Origin of the sequence: Anoxybacillus kestanbolensis, assembly GCF_001996285.1 — a bacterium.
Lineage (GTDB): Bacteria > Bacillota > Bacilli > Bacillales > Anoxybacillaceae > Anoxybacillus > Anoxybacillus kestanbolensis_A.
Genome location: NZ_MQAD01000005.1, coordinates 120913 through 137815 on the forward strand (window position 1 = coordinate 120913; position 16903 = coordinate 137815).

Below are 16903 nucleotides of genomic sequence, written 5' to 3' on the forward strand. Positions count from 1 at the left end.
AAAATGTTGTATAAGACCGAAGTCTCATACAACATTTTACCATTATTCTGTATATTTTGGAGATATTTTTTTTGCAAAATATACAAAAGGTGTATCCAACATTGCAACAATCCATTTCAGTACATATGTTGTCATAAAAATTTGTATCCAATCATGCAACGGAAATACACCGAGAAATGCAATGGATGTGAAAACGAGTGTATCGATCAACTGGCTAATCATTGTGCTTCCATTATTGCGAATCCAAAGTTGCGAATCGCGCGGAAATTTCTTTTTAAACCAATGAAATAAGTGAACATCAAGCGATTGACTAATTACAAAAGCAAGTAAGCTACCAAGCGCGATACGTGGCAATAAACCAAAAATCGTTTCTAACGCTGGTTGAGCAAAATCGCTCGCATGCGGCTTAAATAATAAAGCGATTTGCATGACGATTGTGAGTGAAATAAGTGTAAAGAAGCCGAGCCATACCGCTTTTTGTGCTTCTTTTTTTCCGTATTTTTCACTTAAAATATCAGTCACTAAAAAGGCGGTTCCGTACATGACGTTTCCGAGTGTAGCTGTCATACTAAGCAATTCAACGGTTTTGACGACTTGTAAATTAGCAACGACAGTAGAAAAGCCGATCCATACGAATAAACCTGAGCGACCGAAGAAACGATAAATGAGCAATACAAGTGAAAATGTGACGATGGCAGAAAAAAGACCGAGTATTTCGTTAAACATCGTGATCCCTCCTCGTATGAAAATATAAAGACACAAGCGATATTATACAACTGACATCATTTTTTGTCTAAACTGTTATAATAAAATAAAAAGAAAAGGTGAGTGACATATGAAGGTTTTTATGGAATGGACATATGTAACACCGAAGAAAAAGGAAATGGTGTGGACATCAACAGAGATGGAAGTGACAGAGGCTCTATTTTTTGCAGAGGATATAGAAAGAACAGGGAGAGTGAAACAACTTTTATTTTATGATGCAAGTGGTGTGGCTTGGACGAAAAAGGAGTTAATGAAGCTTATGAAAGAAATTGAAACGGAGCCGCACGACGTGATTGCTTATTTTGATGGCGGTTATGATCGTCAATCAAAAAAAGCAGGAATTGGAATCGTGATTTATTATAAACAAAACGGTGCACAATTTCGTAGGCGAGCAAATGCGCAGTTAGACGAATTGCAGTCAAATAATGAAGCAGAGTATGCAGCCTTTTATTTTTTACTCGAACAAATCGAGCATCTCGGTGTTCATCATTTGCCTGTTGTATTCCGTGGGGATGCGCATGTTGTATTGCATCAATTGTCTAATGATTGGCCTGTATTTTCAGACGAGGGGAGATGGGTGGAGCGAATTGAGCAAAAAATGAAAAAGCTTCGTATTTCTCCAATTTATGAACCCATTAATAGAAAAGAAAATAGTGAAGCAGATCAGTTAGCAACACAAGCTCTTCGTGGGAAGATAATTGTAAGTACAATACAATTGGAGCGTGAATGATGAATCGAAAAGATGTGTTACTTCGAATAAATGAATTATTTGACACGTATTGTGAGGAGTGTTTTGTAAAACGTGCACTCCGTAAAGAATACGGGAAATTATATGCACAATCGTTTTGCATCCAAACATGTACAATAGGAGAAAAAATGAAGCAATACGGTCAGTTGCTTGTGAAACAAAAAACGTAACAAGGTGCCCCGAGATACGGGACACCTCATCATTACGTGTGGTGGATCGTTTCTGATAATTGATGATATGCGTCTGCTAATTCCTTTTCACATTGTAATAGCAGTGGATCCTCGATGTTTGTTTTAGCGCGTGCGATCGCTTCTTTTGCATTTTCGATCGCTTGTTTTGCGTGATCGAAAGTGTGACTGTCTAAACTCATCGTTGCCGCTGCAACCATCTTTTTTGCCGATTCAACCGCTAAATGTGCATCTTCAATTTTCGTAAATACGCTATCTGCCTGAAGGTGTGGCTTTTTTGGGTTTTGTGTCATCATGATCCCTCCTCACTTGTAGTATTTGTGTGAAAAGAGGAGAGTATGTAACAAAAAAGACCAGCATATTGCTGGTCTTTTCGTCGAGCTATATATGAATCATCTCAGACGATTATAATTTCACTACGTTTGCAGCTTGAGGGCCACGGTTTCCTTGAACGATTTCAAAAGAAACAGCTTGACCTTCTTCTAACGTTTTGTAGCCTTCACCTTGGATTGCTGTGAAGTGTACGAATACATCGTCTCCACCTTCAACTTCGATGAATCCGTAACCTTTTTCGTTGTTAAACCATTTTACTTTACCGTTTTGCATAATACTGAATCCTCCTAATACCTTTTAGCCAACAGGCTAATGAAAAAATTTTTCATATAACGGAATATACTCACAGCAACCAAGTCGGTGCAGGACATATATTCAGTTAGATGATAATTAGACTATACACGAATGATGAGGAAGAGTCAAGACAAAAAGGCGATTTTTTCAAAAAATTTTTTTAGAGGAGGATTTTTGTAATAAGTGCATAACATTAACAGTAAGTAGTATAGAAAGGGAGTGAGCGGTATGTATCGTGGTCAAATTCGTGGAAAAGAAGTGATCATTAAGTTAAGCAATCATGTACGGAAGCAAAAAGTCGATCAAGAAAAGTTATATCAAACAATTTTAGCATTTGGTGAAGCAGCATTTAATCAACAAAAAGAACAATTCGGCATTGTAAGCAAGCAGGGGTTAATTGTAGCCTCAGTTGAACAGCACGATTTGCCTGTGATTTCGGTCGATTATATTATCCCTTCTCATCATGTGTATGAATAAAGTCCAGTAAAGTCTGGGCTTTATTTATGTTATAGTCGTCAATAGATGAATTTTTTATAGAAAACAATTGTGAAAATATGTATGATCATAAATATATGAGGATAAAGGTGGGAACGTATGATGATCAAACAATGGACGATTCAGACGACGAAGCGAGATGAATTTGTAGACATTACTTCACTTGTTCAATCCTTTATTACAGAGAGTGGTGTACAAGAAGGAGTTGTTGTTGTTTATTGTCCACACACGACAGCAGGAATCACAATTAATGAAAATGCTGATCCAGATGTTAAACGGGACATGATTCGCCGTTTTGATGAATTGTATCCATGGTATCATTCTCTCGATCGGCATAGTGAAGGAAACACAGCTGCTCATATGAAAGCAAGCACGGTTGGATCATCTGCGCATGTCATTGTCACAAAAGGTCAGTTGCTTCTCGGAACATGGCAAGGCATTTATTTTTGCGAGTTCGATGGACCGAGAACGAGAACATTTTATGTGAAGGTGATTGAAGGATGAACGAACAACGTATTTTGCCGGCAGTACGTTCGATGAAAGATTTTGACAGGCTATTAAAAATGAATTATGAATATGGTGTGTTTTTAGACATTCATATCGGTATGTTGAAAAGTGTGTATACATATGCAAATGAACATGGGAAAAAAATGTTTCTTCACGTTGATTTAATACAAGGGCTAAAAAGTGATGAGTATGCGACAGAATTTTTATGTCAACTCGTTAAACCGTACGGATTGATTTCAACCAAAAGCAGTGTGATCACGAAAGCAAAACAAAAAGGTGTTGTTGCGATTCAACGAACATTTATTATTGATTCGAACGCCTTTGAACGAAGTGTTCAACTTGTCGAAAAAACAAATCCTGATTATATTGAGGTATTACCTGGTGTTGTTCCGAAAGTTATCTCTCAACTTCATGAACGAACTGGGAAAGAAATTATTGCTGGAGGATTAATAGAAAACGAAACCGAAGTGGAAGCGGCGATTGCTGCAGGGGCTGTTGCGGTAACGACATCAAATGTCGAACTTTGGCGATATTTCGAGCCAAAATAAATATATTGACAGCGTTTTCGAAATCGATTAGTCTTATAGTAAGTTCATCATGTTAGTGGCAGAGAAACGGAGACTCACACGCATTTTTATTGATTGCGGTGTGGGTCTTTTTTTGTAAGGGGGATAGGTGTATGTACATTTTAGCTCTTGATCAAGGAACAACGAGTTCGCGCGCTATTTTATTTAATCAAAAAGGGGAAATTGTTCATATTGCACAAAAAAAGTTTACACAATATTTTCCACAGCCAGGATGGGTGGAGCATAACCCAAATGAAATTTGGGGTTCTATTTTAGCTGTCATTGCAACAGTATTATCAGAAGCAGCTGTTGAGCCGAAACAAGTTGCGGCCATCGGTATAACAAACCAGCGTGAAACGACAGTAGTGTGGGATAAACAAACAGGTCAGCCAATATATAATGCCATCGTGTGGCAATCGCGCCAGACAGCACAAATTTGCGAAGAGTTGAAAAAGAATGGATACGATGACCTATTTCGTCAGAAAACAGGTTTGCTTATTGATGCTTACTTTTCAGGAACGAAAGTGAAATGGATTTTAGATCATGTGGAAGGAGCACGAGAAAAAGCGGAACGAGGGGAGTTATTATTTGGAACGATTGATACATGGCTTACTTGGAAGCTATCTGGTGGAAAAGTGCATGTGACAGACTACTCTAACGCTTCAAGAACGTTAATGTTCAATATTTATGAACAAAGATGGGATGATGAACTACTCGGCATTTTACAAGTGCCAAAAGCAATGCTACCGGATGTTCGGCCATCTTCAGAAATTTACGCACATACAGCACCGTACCATTTCTTTGGGCAAGAAGTGCCGATTGCTGGTATTGCAGGAGATCAACAGGCAGCTTTGTTCGGGCAAGCATGCTTTGAACAAGGAATGGCGAAAAACACGTATGGAACAGGTTGCTTTATGTTAATGAATACGGGCGAAAAAGCAGTTCAGTCTAAACACGGTTTATTAACGACAATTGCATGGGGAGTCGATGGAAAAGTCGAATATGCGTTAGAAGGAAGCATTTTCGTTGCTGGATCTGCCATTCAATGGTTACGTGACGGATTACGAATGATTAAGGAAGCAAAAGATAGCGAAGCATATGCAACGAAAGTACAATCAACAGATGGTGTATATGTGGTACCGGCGTTTGTAGGACTTGGGACACCATATTGGGATAGCGATGTACGAGGAGCGGTATTTGGCTTGACACGCGGAACGACAAAAGAGCACTTTATTCGCGCAACGCTTGAGTCACTTGCATATCAAACGAAAGATGTGCTAACTGCAATGGAAGCGGATGCGGGGATTACGTTAAAAACGTTACGTGTTGATGGTGGAGCGGTAAAAAACAATTTTCTAATGCAATTTCAAAGTGACATCCTCGGCGTACCCGTTGAAAGACCAGTTGTGAACGAAACGACTGCTCTCGGTGCTGCTTACTTAGCAGGGCTCGCGGTTGGCTATTGGCAAAGTAGAGAAGAGATTGCGAAACAATGGAATATAGATCGTGCTTTTGAACCAAAAATGAATGTTGATGTTCAACAACAACTTTATGATGGATGGAAAAAAGCAGTTCGTGCTGCCCAAATGTTTAAATAAAGAGTCAAACCGACTGTGTTTTGGGCAGTCGGTTTATTTTTATAAATAAAACTATGTTCTAAATAATCAATAAGAAAAACAAAATATTTTGTTAATATAACCGTTTTCACATCCGAAAAAATGTGATAATATAATCAATAAAAAAGAAAAAAATTTTGTTTTTAAAGAAATGTGAGGGCTATATGGTATATGATGGGATTATTTTGAGCATTTTAATCGGTTTATTTCGCGGAGGCAATTTTAAAGGGATCGCGACATTAAAGTTAAAAGGCGGTTGGATCTTCCCTGTGCTGTTGCTTGTGCAATGGATTTTCTTCCTATTGCAAGACCGAATTGCTTTTCTAGCGAATATAAGCAACGTCACATTTATTATCGTTTACATCGTTGGACTAACATTTATTTGGCTTAATCGCCATTATCCGGGAATGAAAACGATCTTCGCAGGCGTGCTTTTAAACTTTATTGTTATTGCATTAAACGGTGGTAGAATGCCTGTATCACTTGAAGCTACCCAAGCCGTTTTAGGACAAGAATACGTTGAACTTTTAAAAACGGGACTTTACGGAAAGCATACAGCTATTACAGCTGATACGATATTTCCGTTCTTAGGCGACATCATTCCGTTAGCGCCACCTTATCCGCGAGCGAAAGTGATTAGCATTGGCGACGTTGTCATGAATATCGGTGTCTTTTTGTTTATTCAGTATTTAATGATGAAAGAGAAACAAACAAATGCTTCCCAACCAATACATGAAGGGAGGTGAAACACATGAACGCACGCGTAAAAAATGTACTTATTAACTTAATTGTCATCGGTTCCGTTGTTGTTGCGTTGACGTCGGGGATTAAAATAATTGGATTTTGATTAAGCAAAAAAAGGGAGGCTCACTCCCTTATTTTTTAAATTATTATTTTAGGATGAGTGATTGATCTATGATAACAGTTCGATCAAAGGTATATGTTGTTCTTCTGGGAATATTCAGTTTTGTTCTAAGTACTGTTGCTTTTGGCTTTTCGTTACCTTATCCCAAACTTGAAGAATGGTTATGGATATATTTTTTAGCTATCTCTTCATTCGTTCTTACTCGTTTTGAAATTCAGTTTGAAAATAAAGGTTCGTTTTCAATGGACTCAGCTATTTTCCTAGCGGCGGCTCTTCATTTCGGCTTCCTTGTTTCATTCTGGGTCTTATTGCTTTTTTATTCACTTCAAATTGTGTATAACCGAGCTGTGCCGATATGGGCTCATTTACTAAACTTTTTTATGTATTTAATCATGATACTCGCAACTAGCTTTTCATTTAGTTTTTTGAATGGAAAAGTGGGAGGAGAAATTGTATATAATTTATCTCCTTATTTTTTGAGTTTAATTGTGTATTTTTTAATTAATGTAATTATTTTGATCGGCTTTTATCGTTCTGCACAATCAAGATTTACGGGGGTATTTAACCGTGGCCTTTTAAAAGAAGTGTTTTTTGCATATTTCGTCACACTCCTGCTCTCTTTAGTGCTTATTATCTTAATCGATAACGAAGGGTTTTTTGGATTGTTTTTGTTTACGGTTTTAGTTGTTTTGCTGTCTATTACATTCGGAAAAGTGCTTGAGTGGTATCAAGAAATGGCCAATCAGGCAAATAAAGATTACCTCACCGGCTTATATAACCACGGATATTTTAAAGATTACTTAAAGGAATTATTTCGGGAGACGAAAAAAACAGGTGGCCAGTTTTCGATCGCTTTTTTAGATTTAGATGATTTTAAAAAATATAATGATTATCATGGTCATGTGCAAGGTGATCGATTATTAAAGTTTGTTGGGGAATTTTTGAGAAACGAAACAAAAGATTTAGGATATATTGTTGCCCGTTATGGTGGAGAGGAGTTCGCGATTGCTTTACCCAGAATAACAAAACATGAAGCAGCAGCTTTTATGGATCAATTACGAAAAAAATTAAACGATACACCATTTGACGGAGTTGACCGCCTTCCGTATCGTTGCATTTCGTTTTCATGTGGAGTTGCGGAGTATGAGTCTGACATGTATGAAGAAAGTGAACTATTACATAAGGCTGATCAAGCGCTTTATTATTCAAAAGCACAAGGGAAAAATAATGTACAATTGTACGATGCGAAAAGAATATCGCGTGATGCATTGAAATTTAAAGAAGATTTAGATGCGATTGAAGAGCAGTTAAAATTGTTGCTTTATAAAGATGTATATACATACCGTCATAGTAAACGTGTATTTAAATATGCAATGGAATTTAGCGATCGTTTAACTCTTACGGAAGAGGAAAAACGTACACTCGTTTTAGGGGCGCTTGTTCATGATATTGGAAAAATCGAAGTTTCACGAGATATTATTAACAAAACAAGCAAGCTTGATCCAGATGAATGGGAAATAATGAAAAAACACGTTATATGGGGGAAAGAAATTGTCCTTTCGGATGGTCGGTTTGAAGAAGTTATTCCTCTTGTTGAACTTCATCATGAACGTTATGATGGACGAGGATATCCTTATGGACTGAAAGGCGAAGAGATCCCGAAATTAGCACGTATTTTGTGTATTATTGATTCATTTGATGCGATGACAACAGACCGCCCGTATCAACGAACAAAAACATTCTCCGAAGCAATTGTTGAATTGCGCCGCTGTTCTGGGACGCAATTCGATCCTCAATATGTCGAGCCATTTATCCAAATGATTGAAGAATATTATCCTGAGAAAGTCGGAAATGAAAACAAAACTGTCTCACCGTGAGGCAGTTTTTATTTTTTCTGAAAATTGATCGTTTGTGAATGATATATGAAATAAAATGATTATTTTTGATTAAAATTGAATGAATTTGATTGATTTTTTGTATATATTTCAGTATGATAAAAATGTAAGCGGTTTAAAAAGGAGGCGTGAAGTTGTTAACACCAGAACGACATCGCATTATTTTACAGCTGTTACAAGAAAAAGAAGTTGTCAAGCTACATGAACTCGTTGAAGCAACGCAATGCTCCGAGTCGACAATTCGACGTGATTTAAGTCAGTTAGAAAAAGAAAAAAAATTAAAGCGCGTCCATGGTGGTGCAGCGTTGTTACAACAAAAAAGAGAAGAGCTGAGCGTTTTTGAAAAATCGACGAAAAACATTCATGAAAAACAGCTTATTGGTAAATATGCATCAAGTCTTATTCAAGATGGAGATTGCATTTATTTAGATGCGGGAACGACAACATTACAGATGATTCCTTATATTCAAGCAAAAAATATCGTCGTTGTGACAAATGGAATGATGCATATTGATGCACTATTAGAAAAGGATATCCCGACGTATGTTGTTGGCGGATTAATTAAGAAAAAAACGAATGCATTAATCGGGCGAGGAGCTATTCACTCGTTGCAGCAATATAGTTTTGACAAATGTTTTATTGGAGTAAATGGCGTTCATATTGATTTTGGTTATACGACTCCAGATCCTGAAGAAGCGTTTATGAAACAAACAGCCATTCATTTGTCACAACAAGCTTTTGTATTAGCTGATCATTCGAAATTAAACGAAAGCACGTTTGCAAAAATTGCCGAATTACAAGAGGCAACGATGATTACGGATGAAACAGATGAAGAATTGCTAGCGATGTATGAAGCAAAAACGACAGTAGAGGTTGTGAAATGATGATTTATACATGTACGTTAAACCCTTCCGTCGACTATGTTGTTGAAGCGCAACAGATCGAACTTGGAAAATTAAATCGTGCGACAAAAACATCCTATTTTCCTGGGGGGAAAGGAATTAATGTATCACGCGTACTAAAACGACTACACATTCATAATATTGCCCTCGGGTTTATCGGTGGATTTACCGGACAGTTCATCGCTGATGAATTGAAACGGGAACATATTTTAACGGATTTTATTACTGTACCTGGACAAACGCGATTAAACATTAAGTTAAAAGGAGAAAGAGAAACAGAAATAAATGGCGAAGGGCCTGTCATCAGCGATAAACATAAAGAAGCGCTGATCGATAAAATTAAGCAGCTAAAAAAAGGAGATATCCTTGTTTTAGCAGGAAGCCTTCCGCCGTCGATAGATGATACATTTTACGTCATGATGATGGAAGAAGCGAAAAAACGAAAAGTTGCAGTTGTTGTTGATACGAGTGGTAGTGCATTGAAACAAGCAATCGCATACGAACCATTTTTACTTAAACCGAATCAAATGGAGCTTGGGGAATTGTTCGGAGTGAGTATTCATAGTCGCCATCAAATTATAGAATACGGAAAAAAACTAATTGACAATGGTGTGCAACATGTCATTGTGTCCCTTGCTGGAGATGGGGCAATTTTGTTCCATAAAGACGTCATATTAATCGCTCAAGCCCCAAAAGGAATGGTAAAAAATTCAGTTGGGGCAGGTGATTCGATGGTAGCAGGATTTTTAGCTGCGTACGTGAACGAAGCACCACTTGAAGAAGCATTTCGATATAGCGTCGCAGCAGGGAGTGCGACGGCATTTTCGGAAGATTTATGCACAGAAGATGAGGTTTATCGCTTATTAGAACAAGTGACCATCATCAGAATGGAGGATCGTGTATGAGAATAACAGATTTGTTGACAGAAGATACGATTGTTCTTGATTTGAAAGCCCGAACAAAAAAAGAAGTGATTGAGGAATTAGCAAATGTTCTTGAGAATACGGGGAAATTGTACGATCGTCAGACGTTTATCGAAGCAATTTTTGCTCGCGAAGCGCAAAGTACGACAGGAATCGGAGAAGGAATTGCCATCCCTCACGCAAAAACGAAGGCGGTGCGCACCCCAGCCGTTGTTTTTGGACGTTCGAAAGAGGGAATTGATTACGATGCGTTGGACGGAAAAAGAAGCCATTTGTTTTTCATGATTGCTGCACCAGAAGGAGCCAACGATACTCACTTAGAAGCGCTATCCCGCTTGTCAACATTGTTAATGGATACATCGTTTCGCTCAGAAATTGAAAACGCTTCATCAAAACAACAAATTATTCAGACGATTCAAGAAAAGGAGGGAGAAATGGTGACTGAAGAAAAACAGACGGTTGGAAAGAAAAAAGTATTAGCCGTGACAGCGTGCCCAACAGGGATTGCGCATACGTATATGGCTGCTGATGCTCTGAAGGCGAAAGCAAAAGAAATGGGAGTGGACATAAAGGTAGAAACGAATGGTTCAAGCGGGGTGAAAAATGAGTTAACACAACAAGAAATTGAAGATGCTGTTGCCATTATCGTTGCAGCAGATAAGCAAGTAGAAATGGACCGATTCGATGGAAAACATGTCATCCAAGTACCTGTTGCCGATGCGATTCGTAAACCAGAGCACCTCATTGACCGAGCATTAAAACAAGATGCCCCAATTTATCGTGCAAGTGGTGGCAATCGCTCGTATGCATCGAAAGAACGAACAGGTTTTTATAAACATTTAATGAACGGCGTATCGAATATGCTTCCGTTCGTTGTTGGTGGCGGAATTTTAATTGCGATCTCATTTATTTTTGGTATTAAAGCGTTTGATCCAAATGATCCGTCATTCCATCCGATTGCAAAAGCATTAATGGACATCGGTGGTGGTAGTGCCTTTGCCCTCATGATTCCTGTTTTAGCTGGATTTATCGCGATGAGCATCGCCGATCGCCCAGGATTTGCACCGGGGATGGTCGGAGGATTTATGGCCGCGAATGGCGGTGCAGGCTTTTTAGGTGGACTAATTGCGGGATTTTTAGCCGGTTATCTCGTTGTTGGATTGAAAAAATGGTTTAGCCGTTTGCCACAATCACTTGAAGGAATTAAACCTGTTCTACTTTATCCATTATTCGGAATATTGCTCACGGGACTTATTATGATGTATGTCGTCATTGACCCAGTGAAAGCATTAAATGTAGGAATGAAAACATGGCTTGAAAATATAGGCACAGGTAACCTTGTTTTGCTTGGCCTTGTCCTTGGAGGAATGATGGCAGTCGATATGGGTGGACCGATCAATAAAGCGGCGTTTACGTTTGGAATTGCGATGATTGATGCAGGGAACTATGCACCGCATGCAGCTATTATGGCAGGTGGAATGGTTCCACCTTTAGGATTAGCGATTGCGACAACATTATTTAAAAAGAAATTTACAAAAGCAGAGCGGGAAGCAGGAAAAACATGCTATATTATGGGGGCTTCATTTATCACAGAAGGGGCCATTCCGTTTGCAGCGGCTGATCCAGGACGTGTCATTCCATCAATTATTGTTGGTTCAGCGGTTGCCGGAGCGTTGACGATGATGTTTGGTATCGGTCTCCCAGCTCCACATGGTGGAATTTTTGTAATCCCGATCGTAAAAGGAAACCCGTTGTTATATGTGCTTGCCATTTTAATTGGTTCACTTGTGACTGCATTCATGGTTGGTTTGTGGAAAAAAGAAGTAAAAGAATAATAGATAAAGAGCGCGCGATAAAAAATCGCGCGTTTTTTCTTAAAAAAAATACTTTGACAAAGATAATCATTATCATTTAATATATAGTTGTTGAAAATGATTATCAATAATAAGGATAGGGGGATTACTAATGGCAAAAGTCATTATGGTATTCACAAGTATGACAGGGAATACAGAAGAGATGGCGGAAGCGATTGCTGAAGGTGTTCGAGAACAAAGTGCGGAGTTAGATGTGAAAGAAGTATTAGACGCCACAGCAACAGAGCTCGAGGAATATGACGGTATTTTGCTTGGAGCGTACACATGGGGAGATGGTGAATTACCAGATGACTTTTTAGATTTTTACGATGAATTAGATAGCGTTGATTTGACAGGTAAAAAAGCGGCTGTTTTCGGCTCATGCGATTCAAGTTATGAAAAATACGGTGCTGCCGTTGATATTTTAATTGAAAAGTTGCAAGAACGTGGGGCTGAAGTCGTTCTCGACGGGCTCAAGGTTGAATTGACACCGACAAATCAAGAGAAACAATTATGTCGTTTATTCGGTCGAGATTTTGTAAAACATTTGTAAAAGGTCGTTTTACACACGACCTTTTTTAAATAAACTATGTTCTAAATAATCAATAAAAAAGAAAGAACAAGTCAATAACTAACTTGTTCAAATCGAGAGCGCTTTGATGATGTTTCGATATCTGACTTATAATAAGATGGAAAATACATATACACATCTGTTCCTTCTCCAACTTCACTATGAATAAATAAATCTCCTTTCATCGTCTCAACGATGCGGTATACAACCATCATTCCGAGACCGGTTCCTTTTGCTCCTTTTGTTGTAAAATACGGTTCTCCTAAACGTTCAATTTGTTCTTTCGTCATGCCAACTCCTGTATCACCAATATGAATAAGTACGTAATCTTTATCGATCGATACGTTAATACGCAACGTACCTCCATTTGGCATCGCTTCAATGGCGTTCTTCATTACATTGAGTAAACATTGCTGAAACTTTTGACGTTCTCCTTTCACTGCAAACGGGACAAGAGATGTTTGAATTTCAATGCTACTCATGTTGGCAAAGGGGCGTAAAATATCAATCACTCGTTCGATTTCTGTTTTTACATTTAACTTTTCAACATGTTCTGGCGCCGGTTTTGCAAATGTTAAATAATCGGTAATAATAGCCTCAGCGCGATCAATCTCCTCAATGGCAATTTGAATATATTGTTTATCTTTATAATTCATTCGTTCGCTTTGGAGTAGCAATTGCATAAATCCTCTCGATACGGTTAATGGGTTACGCACCTCATGTGAAATAGAAGCAGCTAAATGTCCAACGACTTCCATTTTTTCAGCGCGGACAATACGCCGCCGAAGTTCGCTATGTTTTTGAATCGTTTCGGTAATGTAAGCACCTAAAAATGCTGCAAGCGGTTGCGCTGGAAAGTATGTTGAAATAATGTGTGACAATTGGTATTCATCATCAATATGTATGTGAGAGAGTATCATTGTTAAAATAGCTGTGCCAATCGATAAAAGAGTAATGAAAGTTATTCGTTGCTTGGATGATAAAGATGTTGTAAACTTTCGGTACAAAAAGAAACAAGTCACAACTTGAACGGTTGTAATGATCATTGTTACTATGATGCCCTCTGTACCGCCGATGATGATACGGTAAACTACAGTAATTATCGAAAGAAAAAGAGCTGAAAATGCGCCACCATATAAACCACCAATCCAAATGGCCACTTGACGCAAATCGAAAACAAACCCATTTGTCGTATGTATCGGAAACGTCATACAAAATATAATACATATGCCGATTGCGATCGTTTTCAACATCGTTTTCACGTGATCGGATATGCGGCGTTCTTCAAGCCAAATCGGAACGATCAATAATGCTAATATAATAAAAAATAAGTTTAGCAATATTTCTTTGATTAGTGAGGGCATGTGAAGCCACTCCTTTCGACATATATTTCGAATTATTTGAATATTTAAGTCGAATGATCTCTTTTCATTGTAGGGAAAGTTAACGATGATGTGAATACATAATAGTTCGATGTTTTATGTCATGTTTCTACAAATTTTGCGCAATTTCGCATCTTTATGTGGTATGATGGGAAGAAAAGGAGATGAGAGAATGGGTGAGAAAGCGTTAACGAATAAAAAAATTGCACTATGTGCCTCGCGTAAGATAGAGGAAATGAGCATGCTTATCGCTAAACAAGGAGGTATTCCTCTCTCTCGACCTGCCCAAGGAACGATGTTTTTCAATAAAGAGCTAGAGCAACAGCTTCATCAAATGATCAATGAACCAGTCGATTGGTTTATTTTCACAACAGGAATTGGTGCCGAAACGTTAATAAAAAAAGCAGACGAATGGGGAATGAAAGATGCGTTACTTCAGGTCATTCGCCGAGCACATATAGCGGCACGGGGCTATAAAACAGTAAATGTGCTACGTACGTACGGTATCAGTCCGCATATAACGGCAAATGATGGAACGACACGTGGCCTTATACGTGCTTTGGGAGATGTCGAATGGGAAAATAAACATGTGGTTGTTCAGCTTTACGGAGATTCTGTTCCATCCTTACAACAATTTTTAGTTAAACAAGGGGCTTTGTACAAAGAAGTATGGCCATATCTTCATACTCCACCTACACCAAGTGTGATGAAACAGCTTGTTGATGAAATCATTTCTCGATCTGTACAAGCGGTTTGTTTTACATCAGCAATTCAAGTGCGTTTTTTCTTTTCGGTTGTGAACGAATGGGGATACATACGTGAAATTAAACGAGCATTGGCCGATGACGTTGTAGCTGTTGCGGTTGGAAAGGTGACAAAAGAAGCGTTACATGAAGAAGGGGTTGCACGTGTCATTGCACCGGATCACGAACGTATGGGGGCCATGATTGTCGAACTCGCAAAATATTTTGAGAAAAAGTAGCCGTGCATACAATATGCGCGGCTACGTACGAAATAATTCAACTGTTGCGCGTAGCTGATCACTAAGTTTTGCAAGCGTTTGGGCGGCCGAAGAAATTTGTTCGTTCATTGCTAATTGTTCTTCTACAGTTACAGCGCTTTCTTTACTTTTTTGCATGACTTGTTGTGCTAGTTGTTTTAATTGTTTCATCGTTTCAGTTATTTCGTTTGAAATCGCGGTCATTTGTTCAATCGCAGCGTTAAGTGCAAGTAAATTTGTTTGTTCGGCGATTGCTGTAATGACGTTTGTAATTTTTCCGATTGTTTCCGAATGTTGCTGGAGCGATTCAACAAGTGTTTTTGTTGTAAACATCGCATCATGCAATTCGTGTGCCTGTCTCGTAACTGCTTGAATGGCTTGTTTTCCTTTATTGACGGAATGATGTGCTTGTTCTGCTGAAGTAAGTAGATCTTCTGTACTTTCGGCAATTTGACTCATTCCTGTCGCAAACTCGTGTAAAACTTCCATAAAATTGTCTTCGTTTTTCCTCATAACTTGTTAAAAATTTGTCATCTTTTAACAATAAATAAGTAAGTATGTCTTTTCTTTCTTCATAAAAATAGGTGACCATTTCGCTTGTTTTTGTTATGATATTGAAGCGATGGTCGATGAGACGACTATACATCTCTTTTGTTTCGTTCATTCTTAATATTTGAAATGTTCCTACACATATCGCGAATAGCAAAATGAAGAAACATCCGAAAAATATTTTTTGACAAATACCTATATTTAACCACCTTTATATTTAATTTCCAACCTGATTATATGTTTAAAAGTAAAAGGTGGTTTGTGCGAACAAAATAAAAAGGTATCCCTAACATTATCCGGGGATACCTTTTTTTAGTTTTGAAACCATTGAGATCGGCAATGTCCGATGTTGGCGCACTTGACCGATAAATAGTAAGCTAAGGGGTGTTGCGTGTATTGTATAACAGACGCCGACGGAAACGATTGTTGTAATTGAAAACAAAAGCACCGCTTGTAATATAGAATACATTGTCGTCGAAATGATTGCTGCAAACACATATAGAAAGAATATATGACCGATATATGCTCCGTACGTATATTGACTAATGAACCGTAATGCTGTGTATAATCGCGATTTTGTTTGTACGATCGTAATCGATAAACCATATAACAAGAAAATTTCTGATGTGACATATAACACCATGGAAGGTTTTAAATACGTAATCGTTGTTAAATCGATCGAAAAAATGCTTTGCGATGTAAATAATTCATACCCAACAAAAATAAATAAAGATAAAAATAAAAATGTGTTAAGCGGGATAGCCCGAATTACAAACTTTCGCCAAGTTGGTAAAGTGTATGCAGCGAAACCACCCAAACAAAAATAGAAAAAATAAGCTAAAAATGTACGATCCACATAATGTATATATGACTCGCTTTGAACGATCGGAGAAATGAATGTAATAAAACTAATGTAAATGAGTGCACTAATTGTAATAAATGATTTCCAATATTTTTTTTGCTCAAGCCAACGGAAAAATGGAACAAATATCACAACAAGTATATGAAATTGTATGATCATGACGACGTACCATAAATGTGGGGCTGCTTCTCCAAGCAATAGCTGTTTCATCGCTTCAAATGTATGTGGATGACTAAATACAAAGTAAATAGATGACCATGTTATATACGGGACGATTAGCTCTTTCCATTTATGGGACATGTAACGTGAGTAAGAAATCACTTCTGTTAGTTGTGAGATATGAAATCCGACTAAAAATACAAACACAGGAGCGGAAAATTTAACGAATTGAAACCAGATACTGAGCATAATCGCTTCCTCCGGATGAGGTGAGCGGTGATTCATTACATATAATACTGCACTTTGAAACACGACAGCTAAAAATGCTAAACTTTTCATAATGGTTAATTCTGCAGGTGTTTTTTTTGTCATTTTGCCTCACCAGTTTCATTTGTCAGTTTATTCATATACTAGTATAATGCTAATAGTT

20 protein-coding genes are annotated in these 16903 nt (G+C 38.0%); 13 read left to right on the forward strand and 7 right to left on the reverse strand.

The window, feature by feature from the left end:
* Positions 1-42: 42 nt before the first annotated feature.
* Positions 43-726 carry a queuosine precursor transporter gene (locus BO219_RS02965; RefSeq protein WP_077428342.1) on the reverse strand — a complete coding sequence of 228 codons (684 nt, stop codon included), beginning with the start codon at positions 724-726 and terminating at the stop codon, positions 43-45.
* Positions 727-835: 109 nt separating this feature from the next.
* On the opposite strand from BO219_RS02965, the gene BO219_RS02970 reads away from it, so the two are divergent.
* Both BO219_RS02970 and BO219_RS02975 read left to right on the forward strand, forming a co-directional pair.
* Positions 836-1495 (forward strand): ribonuclease H family protein, encoded by a 660-nt coding sequence (locus tag BO219_RS02970; protein ID WP_035018665.1) that lies wholly within the window; start codon positions 836-838, stop codon positions 1493-1495.
* Entirely contained in the window at positions 1495-1683 is a 189-nt protein-coding gene (locus tag BO219_RS02975) for a zinc-finger domain-containing protein (protein ID WP_035018664.1), read from the forward strand. Before BO219_RS02970 ends, BO219_RS02975 begins: the two co-directional genes overlap by 1 nt.
* Before the next feature lie 32 nt (positions 1684-1715).
* Here BO219_RS02975 and BO219_RS02980 read toward each other — a convergent pair whose 3' ends face one another.
* Entirely contained in the window at positions 1716-1997 is a 282-nt protein-coding gene (locus BO219_RS02980) for a DUF2564 family protein (protein WP_004890571.1), read from the reverse strand.
* 109 nt (positions 1998-2106) lie between these two features.
* Complete coding sequence (gene cspD, locus BO219_RS02985) at positions 2107-2307, reverse strand: cold-shock protein CspD (RefSeq protein WP_003398931.1); 201 nt, start codon at positions 2305-2307, stop codon at positions 2107-2109.
* Positions 2308-2556: 249 nt separating this feature from the next.
* Here cspD and BO219_RS02990 point away from each other — a divergent pair, with 249 nt between their 5' ends.
* The 10 genes from BO219_RS02990 to BO219_RS03035 all read left to right on the forward strand — a co-directional run bounded on the left by BO219_RS02990 (position 2557) and on the right by BO219_RS03035 (position 12503).
* On the forward strand, positions 2557-2805 hold the full coding sequence (locus tag BO219_RS02990; protein ID WP_004890569.1) for a hypothetical protein: 249 nt from the start codon (positions 2557-2559) through the stop codon (positions 2803-2805).
* Between the two features lie 120 nt (positions 2806-2925).
* Complete coding sequence (locus BO219_RS02995; RefSeq protein ID WP_004890566.1) at positions 2926-3327, forward strand: secondary thiamine-phosphate synthase enzyme YjbQ; 402 nt, start codon at positions 2926-2928, stop codon at positions 3325-3327.
* Positions 3324-3878 carry a glycerol-3-phosphate responsive antiterminator gene (locus BO219_RS03000; RefSeq protein WP_004890563.1) on the forward strand — a complete coding sequence of 185 codons (555 nt, stop codon included), beginning with the start codon at positions 3324-3326 and terminating at the stop codon, positions 3876-3878. Before BO219_RS02995 ends, BO219_RS03000 begins: the two co-directional genes overlap by 4 nt.
* A 131-nt stretch (positions 3879-4009) precedes the next feature.
* Complete coding sequence (gene glpK / locus BO219_RS03005) at positions 4010-5494, forward strand: glycerol kinase GlpK (RefSeq protein WP_077428344.1); 1485 nt, start codon at positions 4010-4012, stop codon at positions 5492-5494.
* Positions 5495-5676: 182 nt separating this feature from the next.
* Entirely contained in the window at positions 5677-6258 is a 582-nt protein-coding gene (locus BO219_RS03010) for a DUF5317 domain-containing protein (protein WP_004890556.1), read from the forward strand.
* 169 nt (positions 6259-6427) lie between these two features.
* The gene (locus tag BO219_RS03015; protein ID WP_077428345.1) at positions 6428-8254 is read left to right on the forward strand and encodes a bifunctional diguanylate cyclase/phosphohydrolase; all 1827 of its coding nucleotides are present in this window, start codon (positions 6428-6430) and stop codon (positions 8252-8254) included.
* A 152-nt stretch (positions 8255-8406) separates the two neighbouring features.
* Entirely contained in the window at positions 8407-9156 is a 750-nt protein-coding gene (locus BO219_RS03020; RefSeq protein ID WP_077428346.1) for a DeoR/GlpR family DNA-binding transcription regulator, read from the forward strand.
* Positions 9156-10079 carry a 1-phosphofructokinase gene (gene pfkB / locus BO219_RS03025; RefSeq protein ID WP_077428347.1) on the forward strand — a complete coding sequence of 308 codons (924 nt, stop codon included), beginning with the start codon at positions 9156-9158 and terminating at the stop codon, positions 10077-10079. The genes BO219_RS03020 and pfkB overlap by 1 nt, the downstream gene beginning before the upstream one ends.
* On the forward strand, positions 10076-11932 hold the full coding sequence (locus BO219_RS03030; RefSeq protein ID WP_077428348.1) for a PTS fructose transporter subunit IIABC: 1857 nt from the start codon (positions 10076-10078) through the stop codon (positions 11930-11932). The genes pfkB and BO219_RS03030 overlap by 4 nt, the downstream gene beginning before the upstream one ends.
* A gap of 130 nt (positions 11933-12062) precedes the next feature.
* The gene (locus BO219_RS03035) at positions 12063-12503 is read left to right on the forward strand and encodes a flavodoxin (protein ID WP_077428349.1); all 441 of its coding nucleotides are present in this window, start codon (positions 12063-12065) and stop codon (positions 12501-12503) included.
* A gap of 71 nt (positions 12504-12574) precedes the next feature.
* Here the strand turns inward: BO219_RS03035 and BO219_RS03040 are convergent, their stop codons facing one another.
* Complete coding sequence (locus tag BO219_RS03040; protein WP_077428350.1) at positions 12575-13885, reverse strand: ATP-binding protein; 1311 nt, start codon at positions 13883-13885, stop codon at positions 12575-12577.
* Between the two features lie 109 nt (positions 13886-13994).
* Between BO219_RS03040 and BO219_RS03045 the strand changes: the two genes are divergently transcribed.
* A complete protein-coding gene (locus tag BO219_RS03045) occupies positions 13995-14885 on the forward strand; it encodes a uroporphyrinogen-III synthase (RefSeq protein ID WP_077428351.1) in 891 nt (296 codons plus the stop codon).
* A gap of 21 nt (positions 14886-14906) precedes the next feature.
* On the opposite strand, the gene BO219_RS03050 is transcribed toward BO219_RS03045, so the two are convergent.
* The 3 genes from BO219_RS03050 to BO219_RS03055 form a co-directional block, all read right to left on the reverse strand.
* Positions 14907-15392 carry a methyl-accepting chemotaxis protein gene (locus BO219_RS03050; RefSeq protein WP_226373748.1) on the reverse strand — a complete coding sequence of 162 codons (486 nt, stop codon included), beginning with the start codon at positions 15390-15392 and terminating at the stop codon, positions 14907-14909.
* On the reverse strand, positions 15292-15609 hold the full coding sequence (locus BO219_RS14730) for a CHASE3 domain-containing protein (protein ID WP_230403155.1): 318 nt from the start codon (positions 15607-15609) through the stop codon (positions 15292-15294). The genes BO219_RS03050 and BO219_RS14730 overlap by 101 nt, the downstream gene beginning before the upstream one ends.
* A 135-nt stretch (positions 15610-15744) precedes the next feature.
* On the reverse strand, positions 15745-16845 hold the full coding sequence (locus BO219_RS03055; RefSeq protein ID WP_077428352.1) for an acyltransferase: 1101 nt from the start codon (positions 16843-16845) through the stop codon (positions 15745-15747).
* Positions 16846-16903 lie beyond the last annotated feature (58 nt).